This window comes from Nocardia halotolerans, assembly GCF_042650145.1.
Lineage (GTDB): Bacteria > Actinomycetota > Actinomycetes > Mycobacteriales > Mycobacteriaceae > Nocardia > Nocardia halotolerans.
Genome location: NZ_JBHSDL010000012.1, coordinates 1 through 23,094, shown reverse-complemented (window position 1 = coordinate 23,094; position 23,094 = coordinate 1). Strand labels below are relative to the sequence as shown.

General features: G+C 68.3%; 21 protein-coding genes, 3 pseudogenes and 1 riboswitch. Of the genes and pseudogenes, 18 read left to right on the top strand and 6 right to left on the bottom strand.

Going from position 1 to position 23,094, the window contains the following annotated elements:
- Positions 1 to 103 precede the first annotated feature (103 nt).
- From ACFO5K_RS10075 to ACFO5K_RS10055, 5 genes and pseudogenes are all read left to right on the top strand, one after another.
- Complete coding sequence (locus tag ACFO5K_RS10075; protein ID WP_378559491.1) at positions 104 to 559, top strand: hypothetical protein; 456 nt, start codon at positions 104 to 106, stop codon at positions 557 to 559.
- A gap of 150 nt (positions 560 to 709) precedes the next feature.
- Positions 710 to 3,715 (top strand): annotated as a pseudogene (locus tag ACFO5K_RS10070) (error-prone DNA polymerase); the annotation flags it as partial.
- 279 nt (positions 3,716 to 3,994) lie between these two features.
- Positions 3,995 to 4,507: pseudogene (locus ACFO5K_RS10065) on the top strand (OB-fold nucleic acid binding domain-containing protein); the annotation flags it as partial.
- A 98-nt stretch (positions 4,508 to 4,605) separates the two neighbouring features.
- Positions 4,606 to 5,562, top strand: coding sequence for a DUF4349 domain-containing protein (locus tag ACFO5K_RS10060; RefSeq protein ID WP_378559489.1), 957 nt, complete (start codon positions 4,606 to 4,608; stop codon positions 5,560 to 5,562).
- On the top strand, positions 5,522 to 5,746 hold the full coding sequence (locus tag ACFO5K_RS10055) for a DUF167 domain-containing protein (RefSeq protein WP_378559486.1): 225 nt from the start codon (positions 5,522 to 5,524) through the stop codon (positions 5,744 to 5,746). The genes ACFO5K_RS10060 and ACFO5K_RS10055 overlap by 41 nt, the downstream gene beginning before the upstream one ends.
- 30 nt (positions 5,747 to 5,776) lie before the next feature.
- On the opposite strand, the gene ACFO5K_RS10050 is transcribed toward ACFO5K_RS10055, so the two are convergent.
- Positions 5,777 to 6,259 carry a tRNA (cytidine(34)-2'-O)-methyltransferase gene (locus ACFO5K_RS10050; protein WP_378559484.1) on the bottom strand — a complete coding sequence of 161 codons (483 nt, stop codon included), beginning with the start codon at positions 6,257 to 6,259 and terminating at the stop codon, positions 5,777 to 5,779.
- Positions 6,260 to 6,326: 67 nt separating this feature from the next.
- Here ACFO5K_RS10050 and ACFO5K_RS10045 point away from each other — a divergent pair, with 67 nt between their 5' ends.
- On the top strand, positions 6,327 to 6,644 hold the full coding sequence (locus tag ACFO5K_RS10045) for a DUF3017 domain-containing protein (protein ID WP_378559482.1): 318 nt from the start codon (positions 6,327 to 6,329) through the stop codon (positions 6,642 to 6,644).
- Positions 6,645 to 6,650: 6 nt separating this feature from the next.
- On the opposite strand, the gene metX is transcribed toward ACFO5K_RS10045, so the two are convergent.
- Complete coding sequence (gene metX / locus ACFO5K_RS10040) at positions 6,651 to 7,796, bottom strand: homoserine O-acetyltransferase MetX (protein WP_378559480.1); 1,146 nt, start codon at positions 7,794 to 7,796, stop codon at positions 6,651 to 6,653.
- Complete coding sequence (locus ACFO5K_RS10035; RefSeq protein WP_378559478.1) at positions 7,793 to 9,109, bottom strand: bifunctional o-acetylhomoserine/o-acetylserine sulfhydrylase; 1,317 nt, start codon at positions 9,107 to 9,109, stop codon at positions 7,793 to 7,795. Before ACFO5K_RS10035 ends, metX begins: the two co-directional genes overlap by 4 nt.
- Before the next feature lie 79 nt (positions 9,110 to 9,188).
- Positions 9,189 to 9,299, bottom strand: a riboswitch (SAM riboswitch).
- Positions 9,300 to 9,654: 355 nt separating this feature from the next.
- Here ACFO5K_RS10035 and ACFO5K_RS10030 point away from each other — a divergent pair.
- The 5 genes from ACFO5K_RS10030 (at position 9,655) to ACFO5K_RS10010 (ending at position 14,229) form a co-directional block, all read left to right on the top strand.
- Positions 9,655 to 10,887 (top strand): NADP-dependent isocitrate dehydrogenase, encoded by a 1,233-nt coding sequence (locus ACFO5K_RS10030; protein ID WP_378559476.1) that lies wholly within the window; start codon positions 9,655 to 9,657, stop codon positions 10,885 to 10,887.
- A 389-nt stretch (positions 10,888 to 11,276) separates the two neighbouring features.
- Entirely contained in the window at positions 11,277 to 12,425 is a 1,149-nt protein-coding gene (locus tag ACFO5K_RS10025; protein WP_378559506.1) for an MFS transporter, read from the top strand.
- A gap of 41 nt (positions 12,426 to 12,466) precedes the next feature.
- On the top strand, positions 12,467 to 12,619 hold the full coding sequence (locus tag ACFO5K_RS10020) for a hypothetical protein (RefSeq protein ID WP_378559473.1): 153 nt from the start codon (positions 12,467 to 12,469) through the stop codon (positions 12,617 to 12,619).
- A 183-nt stretch (positions 12,620 to 12,802) separates the two neighbouring features.
- On the top strand, positions 12,803 to 13,324 hold the full coding sequence (locus ACFO5K_RS10015) for a hypothetical protein (protein WP_378559470.1): 522 nt from the start codon (positions 12,803 to 12,805) through the stop codon (positions 13,322 to 13,324).
- A 155-nt stretch (positions 13,325 to 13,479) separates the two neighbouring features.
- The gene (locus ACFO5K_RS10010; protein WP_378559467.1) at positions 13,480 to 14,229 is read left to right on the top strand and encodes an SDR family oxidoreductase; all 750 of its coding nucleotides are present in this window, start codon (positions 13,480 to 13,482) and stop codon (positions 14,227 to 14,229) included.
- A 46-nt stretch (positions 14,230 to 14,275) separates the two neighbouring features.
- Here the strand turns inward: ACFO5K_RS10010 and ACFO5K_RS10005 are convergent, their stop codons facing one another.
- Both ACFO5K_RS10005 and ACFO5K_RS10000 read right to left on the bottom strand, forming a co-directional pair.
- Entirely contained in the window at positions 14,276 to 15,901 is a 1,626-nt protein-coding gene (locus ACFO5K_RS10005; RefSeq protein WP_378559464.1) for a purine-cytosine permease family protein, read from the bottom strand.
- A gap of 182 nt (positions 15,902 to 16,083) precedes the next feature.
- Entirely contained in the window at positions 16,084 to 16,938 is an 855-nt protein-coding gene (locus tag ACFO5K_RS10000) for an alpha/beta fold hydrolase (protein WP_378559461.1), read from the bottom strand.
- A 68-nt stretch (positions 16,939 to 17,006) separates the two neighbouring features.
- On the opposite strand from ACFO5K_RS10000, the gene ACFO5K_RS09995 reads away from it, so the two are divergent.
- From ACFO5K_RS09995 to ACFO5K_RS09975, 5 genes are all read left to right on the top strand, one after another.
- Positions 17,007 to 17,786 (top strand): exodeoxyribonuclease III, encoded by a 780-nt coding sequence (locus ACFO5K_RS09995; protein ID WP_378559457.1) that lies wholly within the window; start codon positions 17,007 to 17,009, stop codon positions 17,784 to 17,786.
- Positions 17,783 to 18,274, top strand: a complete 492-nt coding sequence (locus tag ACFO5K_RS09990; protein WP_378559454.1) for a ribonuclease domain-containing protein — start codon at positions 17,783 to 17,785, stop codon at positions 18,272 to 18,274. The genes ACFO5K_RS09995 and ACFO5K_RS09990 overlap by 4 nt, the downstream gene beginning before the upstream one ends.
- On the top strand, positions 18,274 to 18,747 hold the full coding sequence (locus ACFO5K_RS09985; RefSeq protein WP_378559451.1) for a barstar family protein: 474 nt from the start codon (positions 18,274 to 18,276) through the stop codon (positions 18,745 to 18,747). Before ACFO5K_RS09990 ends, ACFO5K_RS09985 begins: the two co-directional genes overlap by 1 nt.
- Before the next feature lie 100 nt (positions 18,748 to 18,847).
- Entirely contained in the window at positions 18,848 to 20,689 is a 1,842-nt protein-coding gene (locus ACFO5K_RS09980; protein ID WP_378559449.1) for a vWA domain-containing protein, read from the top strand.
- Positions 20,690 to 20,800: 111 nt separating this feature from the next.
- Positions 20,801 to 21,058: a hypothetical protein gene (locus ACFO5K_RS09975; protein WP_378559446.1), complete on the top strand. Its 258-nt coding sequence runs from the start codon at positions 20,801 to 20,803 to the stop codon at positions 21,056 to 21,058.
- 119 nt (positions 21,059 to 21,177) lie between these two features.
- On the opposite strand, the gene ACFO5K_RS09970 is transcribed toward ACFO5K_RS09975, so the two are convergent.
- Entirely contained in the window at positions 21,178 to 21,840 is a 663-nt protein-coding gene (locus tag ACFO5K_RS09970; protein WP_378559443.1) for a TetR/AcrR family transcriptional regulator, read from the bottom strand.
- Between the two features lie 103 nt (positions 21,841 to 21,943).
- On the opposite strand from ACFO5K_RS09970, the gene ACFO5K_RS09965 reads away from it, so the two are divergent.
- Positions 21,944 to 22,912: an oxygenase MpaB family protein gene (locus ACFO5K_RS09965; protein ID WP_378559440.1), complete on the top strand. Its 969-nt coding sequence runs from the start codon at positions 21,944 to 21,946 to the stop codon at positions 22,910 to 22,912.
- A 55-nt stretch (positions 22,913 to 22,967) separates the two neighbouring features.
- Positions 22,968 to 23,094 (top strand): annotated as a pseudogene (locus ACFO5K_RS09960) (tryptophan--tRNA ligase); the annotation flags it as partial.

Below are 23,094 nucleotides of genomic sequence, written 5' to 3'. Positions count from 1 at the left end.
AACTTACTCCAAAGTAAGTTCAGGGAACAGGCTGTTCGAAAAACTCGAAAATATGTTCGAACAGCACTCGCCAACGTTCGAACGTATGTGCGATACTGATGGCATGGCGGACGATCGGATGGCGGACATCTATGCCGCGGTGCGGCTCGGCGGTGGCGACCCGGATGCGGCGCGCGCCGCGCTGACCAGGCTCTGGGACGAGATCGGGGAAGGCGGCGACCCGTTGCATCGCTGCGTGGTGGCACATCACCTGGCCGATGTGCAGGAACGACCGGAGGGTGCGTTGCTCTGGGATCAGCGGGCGCTGGCGGCGGTGTTCGGGCCGGGTACCCCACTGGACGAGGGGCTGCGCGGGTTTCTGCCCTCGCTGTATCTGAACCTGGCCGACAGTCACCGCCGGGTCGGCGACTTCGAGATGGCGCGCATGCAGTTGGCCATCGCCCGCGGGCACCTGGATGTGCTCGCCAACGACGCCTACGGTGCGGTGATCCGGTCAGGGTTGGGGCATGTGGAAGCGGCGCTCGAGTCGTCTTCGATGGAACGGTTGCCGGCGAATTGAACTGTCCGGCAGGTGAACCGAACGTGGGAGGACTGGTGATGCGGGGATCGTGAGAGGAGTGGGCGCGTGGGTTGGAGCAACGGCCCGCCGACCTGGTCGGAATTGGAGCGAGTGCTCTCGGGTAAGCCGAGCCACCGCCCCGCCGAGGAGATGCATCCCGGCGACGGTGGCGACAGCCCCGCCTGGTCACGCAAACGTGGTGCGTACCAGGCGGACCCGCTGGACCTGCCGACCGGGCCGACGGTGCCCTACGCCGAACTGCACGCCCACTCGGCCTACAGCTTCCTCGACGGCGCGAGTCAGCCGGAGGAACTGGTCGAGGAGGCCGTGCGGCTGGGTTTGACCGCCCTCGCACTCACCGACCACAACGGGTTCTACGGGACCGTCCGGTTCGCCGAGGCGGCCAGAGAATGGGGAATGCCAACGGTTTTCGGTGCCGAACTGTCACTGGGAACCGCTGCGGAGGCGGCGCCGGGCCGAGGGGATGCGGTCCGGCGCCGTACTGTTCCACGAGGCGGCATGCGTGGTGCGGCGGGCGCCGGCAGTGATGTCGATACATCACGGGGCGTGGCGGGGCGGACGCCGGAGCAGACACTGATCGGCGACAGTCGGGCCCGGCCATCGGATTCGCCGCGAGTAGGTGATGGCAACAGACATGCGCCGGCTTCGATGTGGGCCGAGGCCAGGGGTGACTCGCGCGCGCAGCAGGCTGACCGGAGGTCGGCCCACGGCTGGGGCAACGCTCATACCCAGGCGCCGAATTCGCTGCCGCGCACCGGTTATCCCGACCCATCCGGCCCGCATCTGCTGGTCCTGGCCCGAGGTCAGGAAGGGTACCGGCGGTTGTCGCGCGAGATGGCGGCGGCGCACATGGCGGCAGGGGAGAAGGGTGTGCTGCGCTACGACCTCGACGCTCTCACCGCCGCAGCGGGCGGGCACTGGCACATCCTCACCGGTTGTCGAAAGGGCCACCTGCGCACCGCACTCGAACAGGACCTGCGCGACGGTGCGACGAAACTGCCCGCAGCCGAAGCGGCCCTGCGTGACCTGGTCGAGCGTTTCGGTGCCGACCGGGTGAGTGTCGAGCTCACCCATCACGGCATCGCCACCGATGACGAACGCAACGCCTACCTTGTTGCCCTGGCCGACCGCCTCGGGCTCCCGGTGCTGGCCACCACCGGCGCGCATTTCGCCGCGCCCGCCCAGCGCCGCCGCGCCATGGCCTTGGCCGCGATCCGTTCCAGGAGCAGCCTCGATGACATGGCGGGTTGGCTCGCGCCCACCGGCGGCGCGCACCTGCGTTCGGGTGCGGAGATGGCCCAGCTGTTCGCCGAGTACCCGCACGCGGTGGCGAACGCGGCGGCCCTGGCCCGCGAATGCGCTTTCGACCTCGGGCTGATCGCCCCGAAGTTGCCCCCGTTCGAGGTACCACCGAACCACGACGAGAACTCCTGGCTGCGCGAACTCACCTACCGTGGTGCCGCCGAACGGTACGGTCCGCCGGAGCAGCACCCGAAGGCGTACCAGCAGATCGAGCACGAACTCGCGGTGATCGGCGAACTGAACTTTCCGGGCTACTTCCTGGTGGTCCACGACATCGTCGAGTTCTGCAAGAACAACGACATCCTGTGCCAGGGCCGGGGATCGGCCGCCAACTCCGCGGTCTGCTACGCCATCGGCATCACCAATGTGGACCCGGTGGGCAACAGCTTGCTGTTCGAACGGTTCCTCTCGCCCGAACGTGACGGCCCGCCCGACATCGACGTCGACATCGAATCCGATCGGCGCGAAGAGGCCATCCAGCACGTCTACACCAAGTACGGGCGTGACTACGCCGCCCAGGTGGCGAACGTGATCACCTACCGCGGCAAGTCGGCGGTGCGCGATGCCGCACGGGCACTGGGCTTCTCGCCCGGCCAGCAGGACGCGTGGAGCAAGCAGGTGAGCCGCTGGTCGGGCGTGGCCGAAGAACAGGGCACCGACATCCCGGCCCCCGTACTCGAACTCGCGGGCGAACTCGACGGGTTGCCGAGGCATCTGGGTATCCACTCCGGCGGCATGGTGATCTGCGACCGGCCGATCGCCGACGTGTGCCCGGTGGAGTGGGCGCGGATGGCCGGGCGCAGCGTGTTGCAGTGGGACAAGGACGACTGCGCCGCTGTCGGCCTGGTCAAGTTCGACCTGCTCGGCCTCGGCATGCTCTCGGCCCTGCACTACATGATCGACCTGGTGCGCGAACACAAGGGCGAGAAGGTGGAACTGCACGCCCTCGACCTCACCGAACCCGGTGTCTACGAGATGCTTTCGCGCGCCGACTCGATCGGGGTGTTCCAGGTGGAGTCACGCGCGCAGATGGCCACCCTGCCCCGGCTGAAGCCACGCGAATTCTACGACCTGGTGGTGGAGGTGGCACTGATCCGCCCCGGTCCCATCCAGGGTGGTTCGGTGCACCCCTATATCCGCCGGCGCAACGGCACCGAACCGGTCACCTACGACCATCCGGTGCTGGAGAAGACCCTCGCCCGCACCTACGGTGTGCCCCTGTTCCAGGAGCAGCTGATGCAGATCGCCGTCGATGTCGCCGGGTTCAGCCCCGCCGAGGCCGATCAGTTGCGCCGCGCGATGGGGTCCAAACGCTCGCCCGAGAAGATGCGGCGGCTCAAAGCCCGGCTCTATCAGGGGATGCGTGAGCTGCACGGCATCACCGACGACGTCGCCGACCGCATCTACGAGAAGCTCTACGCGTTCGCCAATTTCGGTTTCCCGGAGAGCCATTCGCAGAGCTTCGCCGCGATCGTGTTCTATTCGTCGTGGTTCAAACTGCATCATCCGGCCGCGTTCTGCGCCGGATTGCTGCGCGCTCAGCCGATGGGTTTCTACTCACCGCAGTCGCTGGTCGCCGACGCCCGCCGCCACGGGGTGCGCGTGCACGGACCCGACATCAACGCCAGCCGCGCCGAACCCACCTTGGCGAACGCGGGCACCGAGGTCCGCCTCGGGCTGGCCGGGGTGCGCGCCATCGGCACCGACCTGGCCGACCGCATCGTCGCCGACCGCGCTACCCACGGCCCCTTCACCTCGATCCTCGACCTCACCGGCCGCCTGGAACTCACCGTCCCTCAAACCGAATCCCTGGCCACCGCCGGAGCACTGAACTCGCTGATCGCCTCACCACCCGCCACCGGAGGCCGAACCGACCGGGCAGACACCACCGAGGAACACCCTGAACCGCGCGTCCTCGGCACCTCGCAAGTCGCGCACGGCGAGTACTCCCATACTGCGCACGACAGCACGACGGACTATGACGCGCGAAGCGGGCCGAAGACGCCGGAGGTGCGCGGCGGGTCGGGCACGCTGGAAGTGCGTGCCCAGTCGACCGCGCAGGAAGCGCGCGGCGGTGCTGTCACGCCGGACCCAGGCGATACCAGCAGCCTCAGGCGGGCGGCGTTGTGGGCGGCGGGGGCCGCGGCGCAGGAGCGCGCGAATCTGCTGCCCGGCACCGGCCCGGCCACCGCCGCGCCCGCGCTACCGGGCATGAGCGCCCTCGAACTCGCCGCGGCCGACGTGTGGGCCACCGGTATCTCGCCCGACAGCTACCCCACCGAATTCCTGCGCGCCCACCTGAACTCGCTCGGGGTGGTCCCCGCCGCCGATCTGCTGCTCGTCGAGGACGGCGCCCGCATCCTGGTCGCGGGCGCGGTGACCCACCGTCAACGCCCCGCCACTGCCGCGGGCGTCACCTTCCTCAACCTCGAAGACGAGACCGGCATGATCAATGTCGTCTGCTCGGTCGGCCTGTGGACCCGGTACCGCCGCCTGGCCCAGAGCGCCACCGCCCTGCTCATCCGTGGCCGCATCCAGAACGCCGAGGGCGTGGCGAGTCTCGTCGCCGACCACCTCGAGAACCTGGACCTGCGCATCGTCGCCCGCTCCCGCGACTTCCGCTGACACGTGTCCGCCGCACCGGCCCGGCCCCGCGAGCCCTGAGTCCGACTCCACTCACACGATCGCCGCGCACCTGCCCGCCCACGCACTACGCTGCGACCATGCGCAAGCTTGCCGTGGTGATGATCGCGTTGCTCGGGCTCCTGTTCCTGGCGGGGTGTGGCGACGACAACGACGAGACCCAGGAACAGGGCGGCCGGTCCACCCTCGACGCGCCGTCGGCGGCCGTGGTGCCCGGGTTCCGGGAGGGTGCGCCCGCGAAAGAGAGTCCGGCACCGGATCAGAACCGCAAGGAGGTGGTCACCGGTTCGGTCGACATCACCGCCGACGATCCGATCGCCGCCGCCGAGTCCGTCACCGACCAGGTACAAGCCCTGTCCGGGCGCGTCGACAGCCGCACCGAACAGCCCGGCACCGACAAGCGGGCCCCGCGCGCGGTACTGAGCGTACGGGTGCCCGCTGACAAGACCGAGGCCTTCATCTCCGGGCTGGACGGCGTGGGCACCCTCACCCGGGTGAGCACCAACCGCGACGACGTCACCATGCAGTGGCAAGACCTCGACGCCCGCATCCGGGCCCTGCAGTCCTCCGTCGACCGGTTGCGCGCGCTCATCGTCGAGGCGGACAACACCGCCGATCTGATCGCCGCCGAGGAGGCGTTGTCGAGCAGGCAGGGTGAGCTCGACAGCCTCACCGCGCAGAAACGTGCCCTCGATGATCAGGTGGCGTTGTCGACTCTGACCATCACTCTCACCGCCGAGGACGAGGAAGCCCCCGGTGCCGCCGATTCCTTCTGGGACGGTGTCGTGGCGGGCTGGCATTCACTCGTCGACTGGCTCCACGATGCCGTGGTCTTCACGGGCAAACTGGTGCCGTGGCTCGGGTTCGCCGCCGTGCTCGGCGCGGTGCTAGCGGTGGTGGTCCGACTGCTGCGCCGCCGTACCCGGGCCCGTACCCCGGCAGCCCCGTCCCCGGTGATCGCCCCCACCACCGAGGCGAGCGAGGAAGGAACCTCCGGTGCCCACAGTGCGGGCGACGATAAAACCGAACAGCCGTAAGGGCCCGCTGGTCGAAACCGCCGCCGACGGCACCCTCACCGTCTACGTCCGGGCCCCCGCCGTCGAGGGCAAGGCCAACAAGGCCGCGATCGAACTGCTGGCCGAGCACTTCGGCGTCGCCAAGTCCGCTGTCCGCCTCACCGCGGGCGCCACCGCACGGTTCAAGCGGTTCGACATCGACTGAGCTGCCGTCGCCACGGCCGGCTCGCGCCGCCTATACCGCGCCGGGGAACCCCAGCTGTCGCCACGCCTCGTACACCGACACCGCGGCCGCGTTCGACAGGTTCATCGAGCGGCGCCCCGGCAGCATCGGGATGCGCACCTGGTCGGTGATCCGCGGGTCGGCCAGCACTTGCGCGGGCAGCCCGGTCGGTTCGGTGCCGAACAGCAGGGCATCGTTGTCGCGGTAGGCCACCTCGGTGAAACGGGTGGTGGCCTGCGTCGTGAACGCGAAGACCCGCCCGGGGTCGATCGCGGCCCAGGCGCTGGTCAGATCCGGGTGCACGGTCACCACCGCGAGGTCGTGGTAGTCGAGTCCGGCGCGGCGCAGCTTCGACTCCGACAGGTCGAAACCGAGCGGTTCGATCAGATGCAGCGCGCACCCGGTCCCCGCGGCCAAACGGATCGCATTGCCGGTATTGGGCGGAATCACGGGTTCGTGAAAGATCAGGTGCAGCACAGCGGACCACTCTCTCATGTGATGCGGCCCCGCGTGCCGGCCGCCTCACCGGTGCCCGGGTGCGGCGTCTGGAACAATCGGGACCGTGAACGAGGCGGAGACAACCGGCAAGCATCGCGTGGCGCGGTTGAGTGCGGGTCAGCAGTACCTGCGCAGTCATCTGCCGATGACCGTGGTGAGCGCGTTGATCGTGATCGCGATCGCGTTCGTGGCATGGGACCGGTGGCGCCGCGGTGCGCTCATCTTCGGCAGCGCCGCCCTGGTGGCCGCCGCTTTCCGGCTGTGCCTGCCGACGGTGCAGGTGGGGTTGCTCGCGGTGCGCGGCAAGCCCTTCGACGTGGCCGCGCTCGCCGCGGTGGGCAGCGCCATCATGTTCCTGGCCCTGACCCTCGACGTCAGCTGAGCGAACTCAGCGGTTCTCCCGCGCCAGCCGCATCGTCTCGGTGAGCAACTTCGACACCGCGGCCGCCTCGGTGAGGAAGCCGTCGTGCCCGTCGCGCGAGTGCAGGATCTCGAGACCCACGCAACCAGGTAGCCCCTCGGCCAGTTCGGCCTGGGTGTACAGGGGATACAGGCGATCCGAGTCGACGCCGCCGACCACACACGGCACCGACGTGGAAGCCAGCGCGGCGGCGATCCCACCACGCCCGCGACCCACGTCGTGGCGGTTCATGGCCTCGCTGAGCAGCACATAGGTGGCCGGATCGAACCGCTGGCCGAGCTTGTCGGCCTGATGCTCCAGGTAGCTCTGCACCGCGTAGCGACCGCCGAGCCACGGATCCTCATCGCCCTGGGCTTGATTGGCGAAGCGGTGGTCGAGTTCGCCCTCGGTGCGGTAGGTCAGGTGGGCGATGCGCCGGGCCAGGCCCATGCCGGTCATCGGCGCGCGGCCGGTGCCGTGATAGTTGCCGCCCTGCCAGTCCGGATCGGCTGTGATGACGGCCATCTGCGTGGTCTGGGTGCCGATCTGATCGGCGGTGGCGCGCGCGCCGACGGCCAGCACCAGCGCGGCCGACACCCGCTCGGGCAGCTCGATCATCCACTCCAGCACCCGCATGCCGCCCATCGAACCGCCGACCACGGCACCGAGCCGCTCGATGCCGAGCACCGTGAGCAACTGGGCTTCGGCGGCAACCTGATCACGGATGGTCAGTCCGGGAAATCGTGCGCCCCAAGGCTTTCCGTCGGGGGCGAGGGTGGACGGCCCGGTGCTGCCCCGGCAGCCGCCCAGCACGTTGGTCGCGATCACACACCACTCGTCGGTGTCGATCGGCGCGCCGGGCCCGACCATCCCTTCCCACCAACCGGGCGCACCGCTCGCCCCACCGATGACATGGGAGTCACCGGTGAGCGCGTGTTCGATGAGCACCACATTGTCCAGGGCGGGCGAGAGCTCACCCCAGCGCTGCACCGCCAGCCGCACATCGGGGACCACGGCGCCGTTCTCCAGCGTCACATCCCCGATGGCGACCACGCCGAGCCGCCCGTCCGGCGGTGGCAGCAGAGCCGCGCCGGCGCCGGGACGGGTGATCGGCGATTCGGTGCTCACAGTCACGTCGTCGCCGCCGCGAAACCGGCCCGCAGATCGGCCAGGATGTCGTCGATTCCCTCGATGCCCACCGCGAGCCGGACCAGGCCGGGAGTGACTCCGGCGGCCAGCTGCTCGGACGGCGTCAACTGCGCGTGCGTGGTCGAAGCGGGGTGAATCACGAGGGAACGCACATCACCGATGTTAGCCACATGGCTGTGCAGGCTGAGCGCGTCCACGAACTTCTTGCCCGCATCGACACCGCCGGCCAGTTCGAAGGACACGATCGCGCCCACGCCCTTGGGTGCGAGCTGCTGTCCGCGCTCGTACCACGGCGAGGACTCGAGCCCGGCGTAGTGCACGACCTCGACACCCGGCTGCTCGGCGACGAACTTCGCGACCACTTCGGCATTGCGCACGTGGCGTTCCACCCGCAGGCTCAGCGTCTCGATGCCCTGCGCGATCAGGAACGCGTTGAACGGCGACACCGCCGCACCCAGGTCGCGCAGCAGCTGCACGCGGGCCTTGAGCGCGAACGCCGGCGCGCCCAGCTCGGCGAAGACCACACCGTGATAGCTGGGGTCGGCTTCGGTGAAACCGGGGAAACGGGCATTGCCCTCGGCGTCGCGCACCGTCCAGTCGAAGGTGCCGCCGTCGACGAGTACCCCGGCCACGGTTGTGCCGTGCCCGCCCAAGTACTTCGTGGCCGAGTGCACCACGATGTCGGCGCCGTGGGTCAGCGGTTGGATCAGGTACGGGGTGGCGACGGTGTTGTCCACGATCAGCGGCAGGCCGTTGTCGTGGGCGACACCGGCGATGCCGGGAATGTCGAACACGGCGCTGCTCGGGTTGGCGATGGTCTCACCGAAGAACGCCTTGGTGTTGGGCCGGATCGCGGCCCGCCACTGCTCGAGATCGTCGGGGTCGTCGACGAAGGACACCTCGATGCCGAGCTTGGGCAGCGAGTAGTGGAAGAGGTTGTAGGTGCCGCCGTAGAGGTGCGGGCTGGACACGATGTGGTCGCCCGCACCGGCCAGGTTCAGGATCGCGTACGTCCCGGCGGCCTGTCCGGAGGCCAGCAGCAGCGCCGCGACACCGCCCTCGAGCGCGGCCACCCGCTGCTCCACCGCGTCCTGGGTGGGATTCATGATCCGGGTGTAGATGTTGCCCGGCTCGGCGAGCCCGAACAGCGCCGCGGCGTGATCGGTGTCGTTGAAGGTGTAGGAAGTGGTCTGGTAGATCGGCAGCGCCCGCGCGTTGGTGCTCGCGTCGGGGGCCTGGCCCGCGTGGATCTGCTTGGTCTCGAAGGACCAGTTCTCGGGCAGGGCAGAGTCGGTCATGAAAGTACTCCAGGGTCGTTCGCCGGATGTCTCGTCAGTTGGGTCGGATCGACGGACAACAACACATGGGGGCCTCCTGAATGCGCGCTTGCTCTCGACCTTCGAGAGCCCGGTCATCACCCGGAGCACCCCACCGCAGCTGGAGGGTTGCCGACCAGCGAGCCGGGGCTTGGCGCTGGTACTCATGACCTTGCCGACATGTTAACCGGCGATCTCACCTCGACGGAAATTTCCGGCGAACTATTGCCCAGATCACTCTCTGACCGGTGCGCCGGGCACGCGTGTCGCGGGTCGGGCCGCACCGGCGGAAACACCGATCGACGTTCGGCCCGGAATCGGCGCGGGGTAGCTTCGAAGAGTTCGCACAGTTCGGCCTCGCATCGCGGTGAGGTCGGGGGCAGCAGTACGCTTGTCTTGTTTGCACCACACGTCCCGCAGACAACGCGGGGCATATACGTTGTCTGTTGGAACTGCTGGGGTCCGCTCACAAGCGTGTTCGCCTGGCCGTGCAATAAGGGCACCCACCGAGGAGGACACGAAGATCCATGTCCAAGATCAAGGTTGAAGGCACCGTCGTAGAACTCGACGGCGACGAGATGACCCGGATCATCTGGCAGTTCATCAAGGACAAGCTGATCCATCCCTATCTCGACGTGAACCTCGAGTACTACGACCTCGGCATCGAGTACCGCGACAAGACAGACGACCAGGTCACCGTCGACGCGGCCAATGCCATCAAGAAGCACGGCGTGGGCGTCAAGTGCGCCACCATCACCCCCGACGAAGCGCGGGTGAAAGAGTTCGGCCTCAAGAAGATGTGGCGCTCGCCCAACGGCACCATCCGAAACATCCTGGGTGGCACCATCTTCCGCGCGCCGATCATCATCTCCAACGTGCCGCGCCTGGTGCCCGGCTGGACCAAGCCGATCATCATCGGCCGCCACGCGTTCGGCGACCAGTACCGCGCCACCGACTTCAAGGTCTACGAGGCGGGCACCGTCACGCTGACCTTCACCCCCGAAGACGGCAGCGAGCCGATCGTGCACGAGGTCGTGAAGATGCCCGAAGACGGCGGCGTCGTCATGGGCATGTACAACTTCCGCAAGTCGATCGAGGACTTCGCACGCGCCTCGTTCAACTACGGCCTGCAGCAGAACTACCCGGTGTACCTCTCCACGAAGAACACCATCCTCAAGGCCTACGACGGCATGTTCAAGGACGTCTTCGAAGAAGTCTTCGACGCCGAGTTCAAAGCCGAGTTCGACGCGGCGGGCCTCACCTACGAGCACCGCCTCATCGACGACATGGTCGCCTCCTCCATGAAATGGGAGGGCGGCTACGTCTGGGCCTGCAAGAACTACGACGGCGACGTGCAGTCCGACACCGTGGCCCAGGGCTTCGGCTCGCTGGGCCTGATGACCTCGGTGCTGCTCACCCCGGACGGCCGCACCTGCGAGGCCGAGGCCGCGCACGGCACCGTCACCCGGCACTACCGCCAGCACCAGCAGGGCAAGCCGACATCGACCAACCCGATCGCGTCGATCTTCGCCTGGACCCGGGGCCTCGAGCACCGCGGCAAGCTGGACAACACCCCCGAGGTGATCGGCTTCGCGCAGGCGCTCGAAGACGTGGTCATCAAGACCGTCGAGGGCGGGCAGATGACCAAGGACCTGGCACTGCTCGTCGGCGGCGATCAGGGTTACCTGAGCACCGAGGAATTCCTCGGCGCCCTGGACGCCAACCTCGCCCGGGCCTTGTCCGCCTCTCCGCGAATTTAGGCTGTCCGCCTCTCCGCGAAATCAGGCCGGACCCAGGTGCGGGGGGACCTGGGGAGGCGGCAAGCTCCGGCAGCGTGGTGGGGTTTGCCCGTACCCGGTGAGTTACCCATGTTCTTGCGAGATCTGTGGGTGTACTCGCCGGGTACTGCTGTTTTGGAAGGGGAGAGATTCACCGGGTGCCGGCTGAGTCGGCCACGATCCCGGAATCGACGTGCCCTCGGACCGCGCCTGAGGCGGTCTCGGGTCTCGGGGAGGCGGATCAGTGGGGGAACTCACGGTCGGGACGGGTACCGAGTGGGTGGGGGTGGTCGTTGTAATCGGGCGTGACTTCTTCCCTCGCGACTGCTGACCGCCTCGAGGCGCCACGCGACAGCTGGCACGTCCCGGCGATGCTCGCGCTGGCGCTGGGTGGGTTCGGGATCGGCACCACCGAGTTCGTGACCATGGGGTTGCTGCCCGACATCGCGCGGGCGTTCGATGTCTCCGAGCCGTCGGCCGGGCACGCGGTGTCGGCGTACGCGCTGGGTGTGGTGGTCGGTGCGCCGTTGATCGCCGCGCTGTGCGCCCGGGTGGCGCGCAAGAAACTGCTGATCGTGTTGATGGTGGCGTTCACCCTGGGCAATGCCGCGACGGTGCTCGCCCCGACCTTCGGCACGCTGGTGCTCGCCCGTTTCGTTTCCGGGTTGCCGCACGGCGCCTACTTCGGTGTGGCCTCGCTGGCCGCCGCCACGCTCGCCCCGATCGGTCAACGAGCCAAAGCCGTGGCGGCGGTGATGCTCGGGCTCAGTGTGGCGAACGTGGTCGGGGTGCCCGGTGCGACCTGGCTCGGACAGCACTTCGGCTGGCGTGACGCCTACGTCGTCGTCACGGTCATCGGCCTGGCGACGGTGGCCGCGCTGTGGCGGTATCTGCCTGCGCTGACCGGACTGAAGCTCACCAACCCGGTGACCGAACTCGGGGCGTTGCGCCGCCCGCAGGTGCTGCTCACCCTGGCTGTCGGCGCGATCGGCTTCGGCGGCATGTTCGCCGTGTACACCTACATCGCCACCACCATGACCGATGTGGCCGGCATGCCCATCGGGGCTGTTCCCATCGTGCTCGCGCTGTTCGGGCTCGGCATGATCGCCGGCAACGTCATCGGCGGCGTCCTGGCCGATCGTGGCGTGGACCGCTCGATCTTCGCGGCCATGATCGCGATGGTGGTGATCCTGGCCGGCTTCGTCCTGGCCGCCCACCACCCCGTCACCGCCGCGATCGGCGCCTTCCTCGTCGGCGCGTCCGGCGCCGCCCTGGCCCCCGGCCTGCAAACCCGCCTGATGGACGTCGCCGCCGACGCCCAGACCCTCGCCGCCGCCCTCAACCACGCCGCCCTCAACATGGCCAACGCGGCCGGCGCCTGGCTCGGTGGCCTGGTGATCGCGGCGGGCCTCGGCTACACCGCCCCCGCCCTGGTAGGCGCCGCCTTGGCCATCGCAGGCGTGCTCCTGTTCACCCTCACCGTCGCCCTCCAACGCCGCACCCCCAACAACGCGCCGTAACTGATTAGTCCCCGACCAGACCCACTCGTACTGTCCTGCGCATGCCGAGCCACCTGCACGAGGGTTTGCTCGCCGAGTGCACCGATCTCGATCAGCTCGATGCCTGGCTGACGCAGGCCGTCACCGCGACCAGCACGGACGAACTGTTCGGCTGGCAACGCGGTTTCATAGATCGCCGCGGGTGCTGGTTGTGATGACTGTTGTTGGGGGAGTGGTGGTTTCGGGGGCATATCGGCCGATGGTGTTGTGTGGTCGGTGATCTCGGGGTGGCTCGACGGGGCAGATGGGGCAGGTGGCGTATATGATCGCCTCGCTGTGCTCGGGGGGAAGATCTCGGATGGACACCCCGTGCGTGTTCCGAGAAGGAGGGGAAGTCTGTGAAATCCCGTATTGCGCTGTCTGCCACCGTTGTCGCGGCAGGTCTGCTGCTGACCGGATGCCAGGAGGATGTGCCGGCCGGGAAGCCGGCGACGTCGTCGGCGAGCCCGTCGACCTCGCAGGCGCCGGCCACGCCGAACGCCGACGGTGTGCTCAACCCCGGCGATGTCGGCAAGCTCGAATCCGGTGTCGAGCTGTCGATCCTGAAGGTCGAAGCCGATGAGGTGGAGCGGCAGGGGGCGGTGTCGGTGTTCACCTTCCAGCTCAACAACACCTCGACGACCGCACTGGACCGTTGGTCGCACCCGACCGTCGTCTACGGCGAGGACGGCACCGCCGCCGAGTCGGTGCTGTCGATGGACAAGAACTTCAAGTACGGCCTGGAAGGCAAGCTGCCGCCCGGCTCCAAGCAGACCATCAAGGTGGCCTACGCGGTGCCCGTCGACAAGTTGAAGCCCGCCGTGATCACCTCCGATGAGCTGATCTGGCGCGGCGATTTCAGCAACTACAACAAGGGCTGATGTAGCAGGCGCCGACCGGTGCGGATCGGTCGGCGCCTCGCCTTGTGGGCCGCGAGCCGCGTGCTCAACCTGGACCCGTCCGCGGTGGCACGCCCGGATGGTTAGCGTGTGCACATGGAACTACGCAATGAACCCCCACACCCGGACGTACTGTCGTGAGCCGGGGCACCATCCTGATCACCGGGGCCAGTTCCGGGCTCGGTGCCGAGATGGCACGTCAGTTCGCCGGTCTCGGTTATGACCTGGGCCTGTGCGCCCGCCGCACCGAGCGCCTCGACGAGCTCCGCGCCGAAATCCTGGCCGCGCACCCCGACCGCACCGTCTCGGTCAGGAGACTCGATGTCACCGACGACGCCGCGGTGTTCACCGTCTTCGACGAGTTCGCCGCCGAATTCGGCACCATCGACCGCGTGATCGTCAACGCCGGCCTGGGCAAGGGCGCCCCGCTGGGCACCGGCCGCCACGACGCGAACCGCGAGACCGCTGTGGTGAACTTCCTCGCCGCGCTCGCGCAGAGCGAGGCGGCGCTGAAGATCTTCCGCGCGCAGGGCAGCGGCCACCTGGTGATGATCTCGTCCGTCTCCGCCCTGCGCGGCATGCCCAAGACGCTCACCACCTATGCCGCCACCAAGGCCGGTGTCGCCGCCCTGGCCGAAGGTGTGCGCGCGGAGGCGATCGCGGGCGTGGATGTTTCGGTGATCTATCCCGGCTACATCCGCTCGGAGATGAACGACCGGGTCAAGCATCAGCCGAAGTTCATGGTGGACGCCGAAACCGGCGTGCGCGCCATGGTCACCGCGATCGAGAAGCGCCGTGTGCGGGCGTACGTCCCCGGTTGGCCTTGGCGGCCGGTGGGTTTCGCGTTGCGTGTCCTGCCGCTGCCGCTGGTCCGGAAGCTGATGTGAGCACGACGAAGGCCGTGCCACCCGGCACGGCCTTCGTCGTGGGATCTCAGTGCTGGCGGGGCAGCAGGTGTTTTCCGTCCTTGTCGGTCGACAGGGCCAGCGAGCTGATGTACTGGATCTCGCCTTCGGGGCCGGGGACCGCCGAGGCGATCATGTCCGGGCGTTCGAAGTCGATGCCGGTGACGTGGCAGGTCAGCAGGTCGCCCGAGGGGTTGCCGTGCTCGTCGAACATCGGCACCTCGATGCCGTCGTCGGCGCGGCGCAGGTAGTACTTGCCCTTGGTGAGGATCGCGGTGGCCGGGGTGGCGATGACGGCGACCACGACGGCGACCAGCGGCGAGTACGGCTTCAGCAGTTCACCGAAAAGGCCGAAGAAGATCATGATCGACAGGCCCGCCGACAGCCCGAAACCGACGAGGCCGACCGGGTTGAAGTCGTAGAGCATGCCGCGCCGGAACTCCGGCACCTTCGGCGAGATCTTGAGCAGGTACTTGTTCACCGCGATGTCGGTGGCCACGGTGACGATCCACGCGATACCGCAGTTGGCGTAGAAGCCCAGGATGCCGTTGAGGAAGTCGAACATGTTGGCTTCCATCAGCACCAGCGCGACCGCGAGGTTCACCACCAGGAACACCAGGCGGCCCGGATAGGTCTTGGTGACGCGGGTGAAGGAGTTGGTCCAGGCCAGTGAACCGGAGTAGGCGTTGGTGACGTTGATCTTGACCTGGCTGATGACGACCAGCACCACGGCCAGGGTCATGGCCAGCCAGCCCGGCACCATGTCCTTGTAGATCTCCAGGAACTGATGCACCGGCTGGTTCGCGATGCCCTGGGCGGCAGGCAGGTTCGCGATCAGGTACACCGCGAGGAACAGGCCCACGACCTGCTTGGCCGCACCGAACAGCACCCAGCCCGGACCGGCCAGCAGCATCCAGCCCCACCACTTGGCCCGGTTCTCCGGCGTGCGCGGCGGCATGAAGCGCAGGTAGTCGATCTGCTCGGCGATCTGGACGATCAGCGACAGACACACACCGGCGGCCAGCAGCGCGCCGGACATGCTCACCCCTTGGCCGTCCTGACCGCCGTAGGCGAAGAACGAACCGACCGACTCTGGGTGGTTGAGCAGCAGGAATCCGAACGGCGCCACCATCAGCAGCAGCCACAGCGGGGTGGTCCACACCTGCAGTTTGGACAGGGTGCTCATGCCGTAGATGACCAGCGGGAAGATGACGACCGTGGAGAGCAGATAACCCATCCACAATGGTATTCCGAGGCCCAGTAACAGGCCCTGGGCCATGATCGAACCTTCGAGGGCGAAAAAGATGAAGGTGAACGAGGCGAACACGATATTGGTGATCACCGAACCGTAGTAACCGAATCCGCTACCGCGAGTGATCAGGTCCAGATCGATGTTGTAGCGCGCCGCGTAATAGGCGAGCGGAAACCCGGTGAGCATGACGACCACGGCGAAGATACCGATGCCGATCAGGGCGTTTCCGGTGCCGTGGGCGATGCCGATATTGGCACCGATGGCGAAGTCCGCCAGGTAGGCGATGCCGCCGAGGGCCGAGATGCCGACGACTGCTGGGCTCCATTTGCGGTAACTACGCGGGGCGAACCGCAGCGTGTAGTCCTCGAGTGTTTCTTTGGCGGCTGTGTCTGCTCCGGCCATTTCCCTCTCCCTCATCGCTGTCGCAACGTAATGGGCGACGAACAAACGGTGCGGTATGGACGTAGACGTACGTTTTCCGATCCGTTACGTCGCTGTTACGCATTCCGGGAGTGGCCGGGCCACCAAAAAGCCCGCCGCACCGAAGTGGTGCGGCGGGTTCGTGACTCGTCGAGGGTGCGCGCTCAGACCGCGCGCAGGTGCCCGCGGCTGGCGTAGATGTGTTCGGCGATGAGCGTCGCGATCCGGTCCGGTGCTTCGAGCATCGGTACGTGACCCACGCCGTGCACCAGGATCCGGTCGGCCGAGGGCGGGAGTTCGCGCAGGTAGCGGGTGGCGTAGACGCTGTTGGGAATGATCCGGTCGTATTCGGCCAGCAGCATCCGCACCGGGGTGTCGAGCTCGTGGAGGTCGTCCATGCCGGGGGCCCGCACGCTGCCCAGGATCAGCGGGATCATCACGTCGCAGTGCAACGCGGCCGTGAGCACGGTCGCGAGGTCGCGCCGGGCCACCGCGCCGGTGTGTTTGGTCAGCAGCAGCGCGACCGCCTGCTGGATCAGCGCGTTGTTGATCGCCATCCCGCCCAGGCGCCTGCCGAGCGCGACGAACGGGAGCAGGGACGCGAATTTCATGCCGATCCGCACCTGCGTGATCGAGGGGGAGGCCCAGCCGCCGGCGGCCGCGATGGTGGTGAGGGTGCGTGCGCGGCCGCGCCGGGCCAGCTCGAGGCCCACCCAGCCGCCGAGCGAGTTGCCCGCGATGTGGCAGGTGCGCCAGCCCAGCGCGTCGAGCTGGTCTTCGATCTGGTCGGCCAGCGCGTACACATCCAGGGCCCAGCCTTCGACCCGGGGTCCGCCCCAGTGCCCGGCGAACGCGGGCGCGTACACCTCACAATGGGCCGACATTCGGCGCGCGACCTGCTCCCAGCAGTGTGGGGAGAGCATGAACCCGTGCAGTAACAGCACCGGGTCGCCGGACCCGAGATGTAACGCCGCGACGGGCGCTGGCCGGGCGGTGGGCTTGGCGGTGCGTGACGTCATCGTCAATCACCCCTTCCTGGACGGCGGTGTCCGGGGGAGCATTCCTGCCTGCATTGTACGGTCGTGCGGTGCCGATAATCCTGTCAACCGTGAACGTCAACGGGGTGCGCGCCGCCTCGACCAAGGGCCTGTCGGAGTGGCTGGCCGCCACCGAAGCCGACATCGTCTGCCTACAGGAGACCAGGGCGACCGACGCGCAGACCGCGAAGGCGCTGGCTCCCGCGCTCGCGGCCGGGTGGGTGCTCTCCCACGCCGAGCCCGAGTCCAAGGGCCGCGCCGGTGTCGCCATCCTGTCGCGGCGCGCGCCCGATGCGGTGCGGATCGGTTTCGGCAGCGACGAGTTCGCCGCGTCGGGCCGCTACATCGAAGCCGACTTCGGCGAGATCACCGTGGCCAGTGTGTACGTTCACTCCGGTGAGGCCGGCACACCCAAGCAGGACGAGAAGTACCGGTTCCTGGCCGAGTTCGGGCCGTACCTGAAGTCGCGCACCGGTGAGTTCGTGGTGAGCGGGGACTGGAACATCGCCCCCGCCGAGGTGGACCTGAAGAACTGGAAGGGCAATCGGAAGTCGTCGGGTTTCCTGCCCGAGGAACGCGCCTGGATCGCCGACCTGCTCGCCGCGGGGTATGTCGATGTGGTGCGTGCCCTGCACCCGGAGGTGGCCGGCCCGTACAGCTGGTGGTCCTACCGTGGCCGCGCCTTCGACAACGACTCCGGCTGGCGCATCGACTACCAGCTCGCGCGCGGGGAACTGACCGGGCGCGCCAAACAGGCCGTGGTCGAACGCGCTGCCGCCTACGACCAGCGGTGGTCGGACCACGCACCCGTTACTGTGCAGTACCGATGAACCTCTCACGCAAAACTCTCGGCCTGCTCGGCGGGCTCGTCCTCATCGTGGCGGCCATCGGCCTGAGCCTGTTCGGTGACCGCGGCACCGACAGTTCCGCGGCGACCACCACCCGCGCCGTCGCCGCGGTCAGCACCACCGCCGACGCCCCGAAACCGGGCCCGCCCGCCGGGAAGTCGTCGGCGGCACCGGTCACCAGGACCGCCGGGGTGCCAGATCGCGCTTACACCACGCTCGTGGAGATCGACGCGGGTCGCTGGCCCGGTTCGGCGAACGCGGTGGGGACCAAGGGCGGCGAACGATTCATGAACCGGGAATCCACGCTGCCCGCCAAGGATTCGGCGGGCGACCCGGTGCGATACCAGGAGTGGGATGTGAATCCCAAGCAGCGCAATCGCGGTCGTGACGCCGAACGCATCGTCACCGGCAGCGACGGCAGCGCCTGGTACACCGGCGACCACTACGACACCTTCACCAGGATGCGCTGATGACTTCGCGAATGACGCTGTCGCAGTTCCTCGCCCGCCCCACCGTCGAGGCGCCCGCCGCGGCGACGGTCCTCGGCGCCATGGCGGTGGACGCGAACCAGTTCAGCGGACTGCGCTACGACTCGCCCGCCGACTACCGCGTGCGCGAACTGCGTGGCGCCAAGATGCGCACCGTCGCCGAACTGTTCGACGAATTCGCCGCCGCCTTCCAGTTCCCGTACTACTTCGGCGCCAACAAGGACGCCTTCGACGAATGCCTGCGCGACCTGGACGATTTCGTGGGTGATGCCCCCGGGTACGTGGCGATGATCCGCACCGCCGACGAACTGCTCGCCGACCAGCCGGCCGAACGTAGCTGGTTCGACGCGGCCGTGCGCGACTGTGCCGCCTACTGGGCACGTCGCGAGGTCGCTTTCCGGGTGATCCTGCAGGCAGAGCCGGAAACCTTCGGCGCGGTCGCCCTCTCCGCCTGACTCGAGGCACCTCATTTTGTGGGGTGTCACGGCGAGATTCGCACCGCTAGGGTCGGATCCGGGTGCGCCGAGTGGCGTGGCCGAAGGGAGTTCGACCGGCGTGAAGCGGTGTAGGCAGATTCTCGGTGTCCTCGGTGTGGTGGGGGCGATCGGCCTGCTCGCGCCCGCCGGGCCGGCCCAGGCGGAACCACCCGCGGTCGAATACGCACCGACGATGCTGGTCCTCGACGCCTCCGGTTCGATGCTGGCCGAGGACCCCGGTGGCGGCACGAAGATGGCCGCGGCCCGCACCGCCGTGCACAGTTTCGTCGACATCGCACCCGCCGAGTCGCGGGTGGGCCTGGCGGTCTACGGCACGGGCACCGGTTCCACCGATGCGGAGAAGACCGCTGGTTGCCGCGATGTCTCGGTGCTCCAACCGGCCGGCACCATCGACAAGTCCGCGCTCACCACCGCCGTCGACAGTATCGAGCCGAGCGGTTTCACCCCGATCGGCACCGCGCTGCGCACCGCGGCGGGTGCCCTGCCGACCGAGGGCCCACGCTCGATCGTGTTGGTCTCCGACGGGCTCGACACCTGCGCACCACCCGATCCTTGCGAGGTCGCGCGCGAACTCAGCGCGGGCGGCGCCGACATCGTCGTGCACACCATCGGTTTCGGTGTCGACGACGAATCCCGCGCCCAGCTGACCTGTATCGCCGACACCACCGGTGGCACCTACACCGACGCCGCCGACGGCCGAGCCCTCGAACAGGTGCTGCCCCGGGTGAGCACCGCGGCGCTGCGTGACTACGCGTCGGCGGGCATGCCCGTCGAAGGTACGAAGGGGTATCAGGACGCACCGGAGGTGGCGCCGGGGCAGTACCTCGACACCCTCGGTCACGAGGAGCCGCGCTATTACGCGGTCGACATCGCCGAGGGGGCGACCGCCTACTTCAGCGGCACGGTGTCGTTTCCGCGCGGCGAGGACGCTGTGCGTGCCACCAACAGTCTGCACCTGCGCGTTTACGGCGCCGAAGGCGAGGACTGCAACGCCTTCGAACACGAGAGCGCCGTCCGGTCCACCGACGGTGTAGCGCTCACGGTCACCTCGCGATGGACCGGTGCGACCGAAGCGAAAGACGGCACCGCGCGCACCGACGGGTGCAAGGGCGGCGGCCGGTACCACTTCACCGTGGAATGGGCGGGCGTCGCCGACAATGCGCCGGCGACGTTGCCGCTGGAACTGAATGTCGCGGTGGAACCGGGTATCACCGACGCGGGTCCGGCGGCCGAGCACACTCCCGCGCCGTTCACCGCGCCGAGTGGTCCGGTCGAGCCGGTGACCGGCGGCGGTTCGTTCAACGTGGCGACCGCCGTCGACGGTTCCGGCGTGTACGGCGACACCGTGCAGCGCGGCGAATTCGTCTTCTACAAGGTGAAACTCGACTGGGGGCAGGGTTTGGCGTACCGGGTGCGGTTCCTCGAGACGCCGGGGCGCGGCCTCGACAACGTCTCGATCGTCACCACCACGCTGTACACGCCGTACCGCGCGGAACTCGCCGACGAATTCGCGTCCTATACCGGTTCACCGCAGACGGTGCCCACGAACCAGCCGGCCCTGGCCATACCCGAGGTCCGCTATCGCAACCGTGAATCCTCGGCGCCGGAGGTGTCCGACAACGCACTGGCCGGCTGGTATTACATCGCGGTGAAAGTCAGCCCGACCCAGAGCGACCCCGGTGCCGCGCGTCCTGTCCCCATCGAACTGGACCTGGCGGTGACCGGAACACCCGAGCCGGGACCCACCTATCGCGTTGACAAGGCAGACGAACAACGGCCCGGCCCGGCTCCGGTCAGCGAACCCGACGACGGCAACAACCGTTTGCCCCTGCTGGGTGTGGGCATCGCCGTTGTCGGCGCCATCGCGTTCGCTCTTGTGCGCCATCGCGGCCGCCGATAGTGCCCCGCCGAACATTTCGCTGCCGATGAAATTGGTGGCTGTGATTGCCCGGACAGCCCGCTTAACGTCATCGCAGTGCGGCCGGGCGAGGCTGCAGGTGAGGAGGACTTGATGAAGCGAATACTGCTGAGCGCGAGCATTTTCGGTGCGATCATCGCGGCGGGCGCCGGGCAGGCGAGCGCCGAGGCCGCCCCGCGGACCGATGCGGCGGTCCAGGTGGCCGAGGCGTCTTCGGGCTCCGGCGATCTGATCGGCAGCGTGCTGAACGCGCTCACGACCGGTTCCGCGCAGGAGTGCGACGGTGTCGTGCTCGACGCCTGTGTGCAGCTCCCGGGCCAGACCGCCGCCGCTGAGCAGGCGTTCGCGTAGCCGGTCGCCGACCGCGGTTCCGTCGCCGGTTCGGGAGGCCGCCTGCCTGGCGGGTCTACCAGTTGCCGGCATACCTGGGCAACGGTTCTTCGGCGCCGTGTACACCGAAGGTGCTTGCTCTACTGGTTCGCTCGGTCCGGGGTGGGCCGATAGCGATCGGCGAGGTCGTCACCCAGCAGCACGAACACGTCGGTGACCTGGTCGATCAACTCGTCGCGGGTGAGTTCCAGATCACCGGCCAGCCAGGCTGTGAGGGTCTGGACCAGCCCGCCGACGAGGTAGATCGCCCGGAAGTCCACCAGTTGCCGGGGGACCTCGCCACCGTAGAAACCGGTGCCCTGCGCGGCGACGAGCCGGGCGAACGCGCGCACCGTGCGGGCGGTGCGCGCCCGTAGTTCCGGTGTCGCCATGCCCGCGATCAGGGCGGCGCGGGCCTTGCGCGGGTCGTCGACGAGTACCGCGATGCCCGCCTCGATCGCGGCGTGGGCCTGCGCGCGGCTGTCCGGGGGCGCGCCGGTCAGCGCGGTGACGATGGCGGCGGTGAGTTCTTCGGCGATGCGATCGAGCAGCGCCTCGAGCACACCGTCGCGGTGTTGGAAACTCTCGTAGTAGTAGCGCTCGTTGAGGCCCGCGCGGGCGCACAGCCCGGCCACGGTCAGCTTGGCCTGCCCGTCTTCGGCGACGATGTCGAGCGCCGCGTCGAGCAGTGCCTCGCGCCGCTGCGCCCGGCGTTGTTCGGCGGAAACGCCCCCGTATGCCCGTTGTGTTGCCACGGCGTCCATTGTGCGTGCCCGGTCTCCTCGGGGATCTTTTGGTAGAAGGTCTTGCCAGATTTCCAATTCTGGAGGAGTCTATTGCCAGATGCACTCGACGAGGAGGCGCAGCATGGCCGCAAGAGACGGCGCACCCGGATATTTCGCCGACGATTCGATGCTCCGGCGGGTGATGAGCAAGCGCGCGGTGGGCCTCACCTATGGCCTGCGCGCCCTGGTGATCGGCGCGGTACACCCGCTGCTGTTCGTCGGAACCAGCGAGCACACCGCCCACCGGGCAACCCCCTACACCCGCCTGGCCGTCACCGGCGCCCTGTTCGAGGCGGTGTTCCTGGGCAGCAAGGCCGAAGCCGATCGCGCGCTGGCCTTCACCCGGCGCAAACACGAAGCCGTGGTGGGCACCCTGCCCGAAGACGCGGGCGCCCACCACCCGGCGGGCACCTCCTACGCCGCGCACGATCCACACCTGATGTTCATGACGATGGCGTTCACCTTCGACTCGGCCGAGGTGATGTACGACCGCCTAGTGCGCGAGCTCACCGCCACTGAACGCGAGGACCTCTACCAGGACTATCTGCGCTGGGGCGAACTGTTCGGCATGCCGCGTACCGCCGCCCCCGCCGACTACCCGGCCTTCCGCCGCTACTTCGACGACTACCTGGACTCCTCGGAACTGTTCCTCACCGACGAAGCCCGTCTGGTCGGTTCCTACCTGGCCGGCCACCGCAAGCCCTACCGGCTGCGCCCGCCCGCTGAACAGGTCGGTTCGGCGCTGTATCTGCTGGTGCAGGGGAGTCTGCCCGTACGGGTCCGGCAGATGTACGGCATCGAATGGGGCATCTCCGACGAGCTCGCCCACCGTGCGCTGTGCCGCGGCATCCGCACCGCCCACCTCACGCCACCGTTGGCGCCCCGCGTGCTGGCAGGCACTCTCGCCGGTCCGTGTACCCCGTCCTACCAGCTGCTGGCTCGCCGCGAACGGCACATGATCAGGTCGGGCAAGCCGAGTATGCCCGGTGTGGACCCGCGGAACTGGCAGCAGCGCAACACCGCGCTGCGTACCGGCGGGCCCGCCGCGTAACCGCGCCGGGGACCGCCGGGAAATCCGGCTTGCGGCACATGGAAAGATTCGGGGTATGTCCAGTCCTGCCCCGGCCGCGACGGCCGAACGCAAGCAGCGGGTGCTGTCGGGCATCCAGCCCACCAGCGACTCCTTCCACCTCGGCAACTACCTGGGTGCGCTGCAGTACTGGGTACGGATGC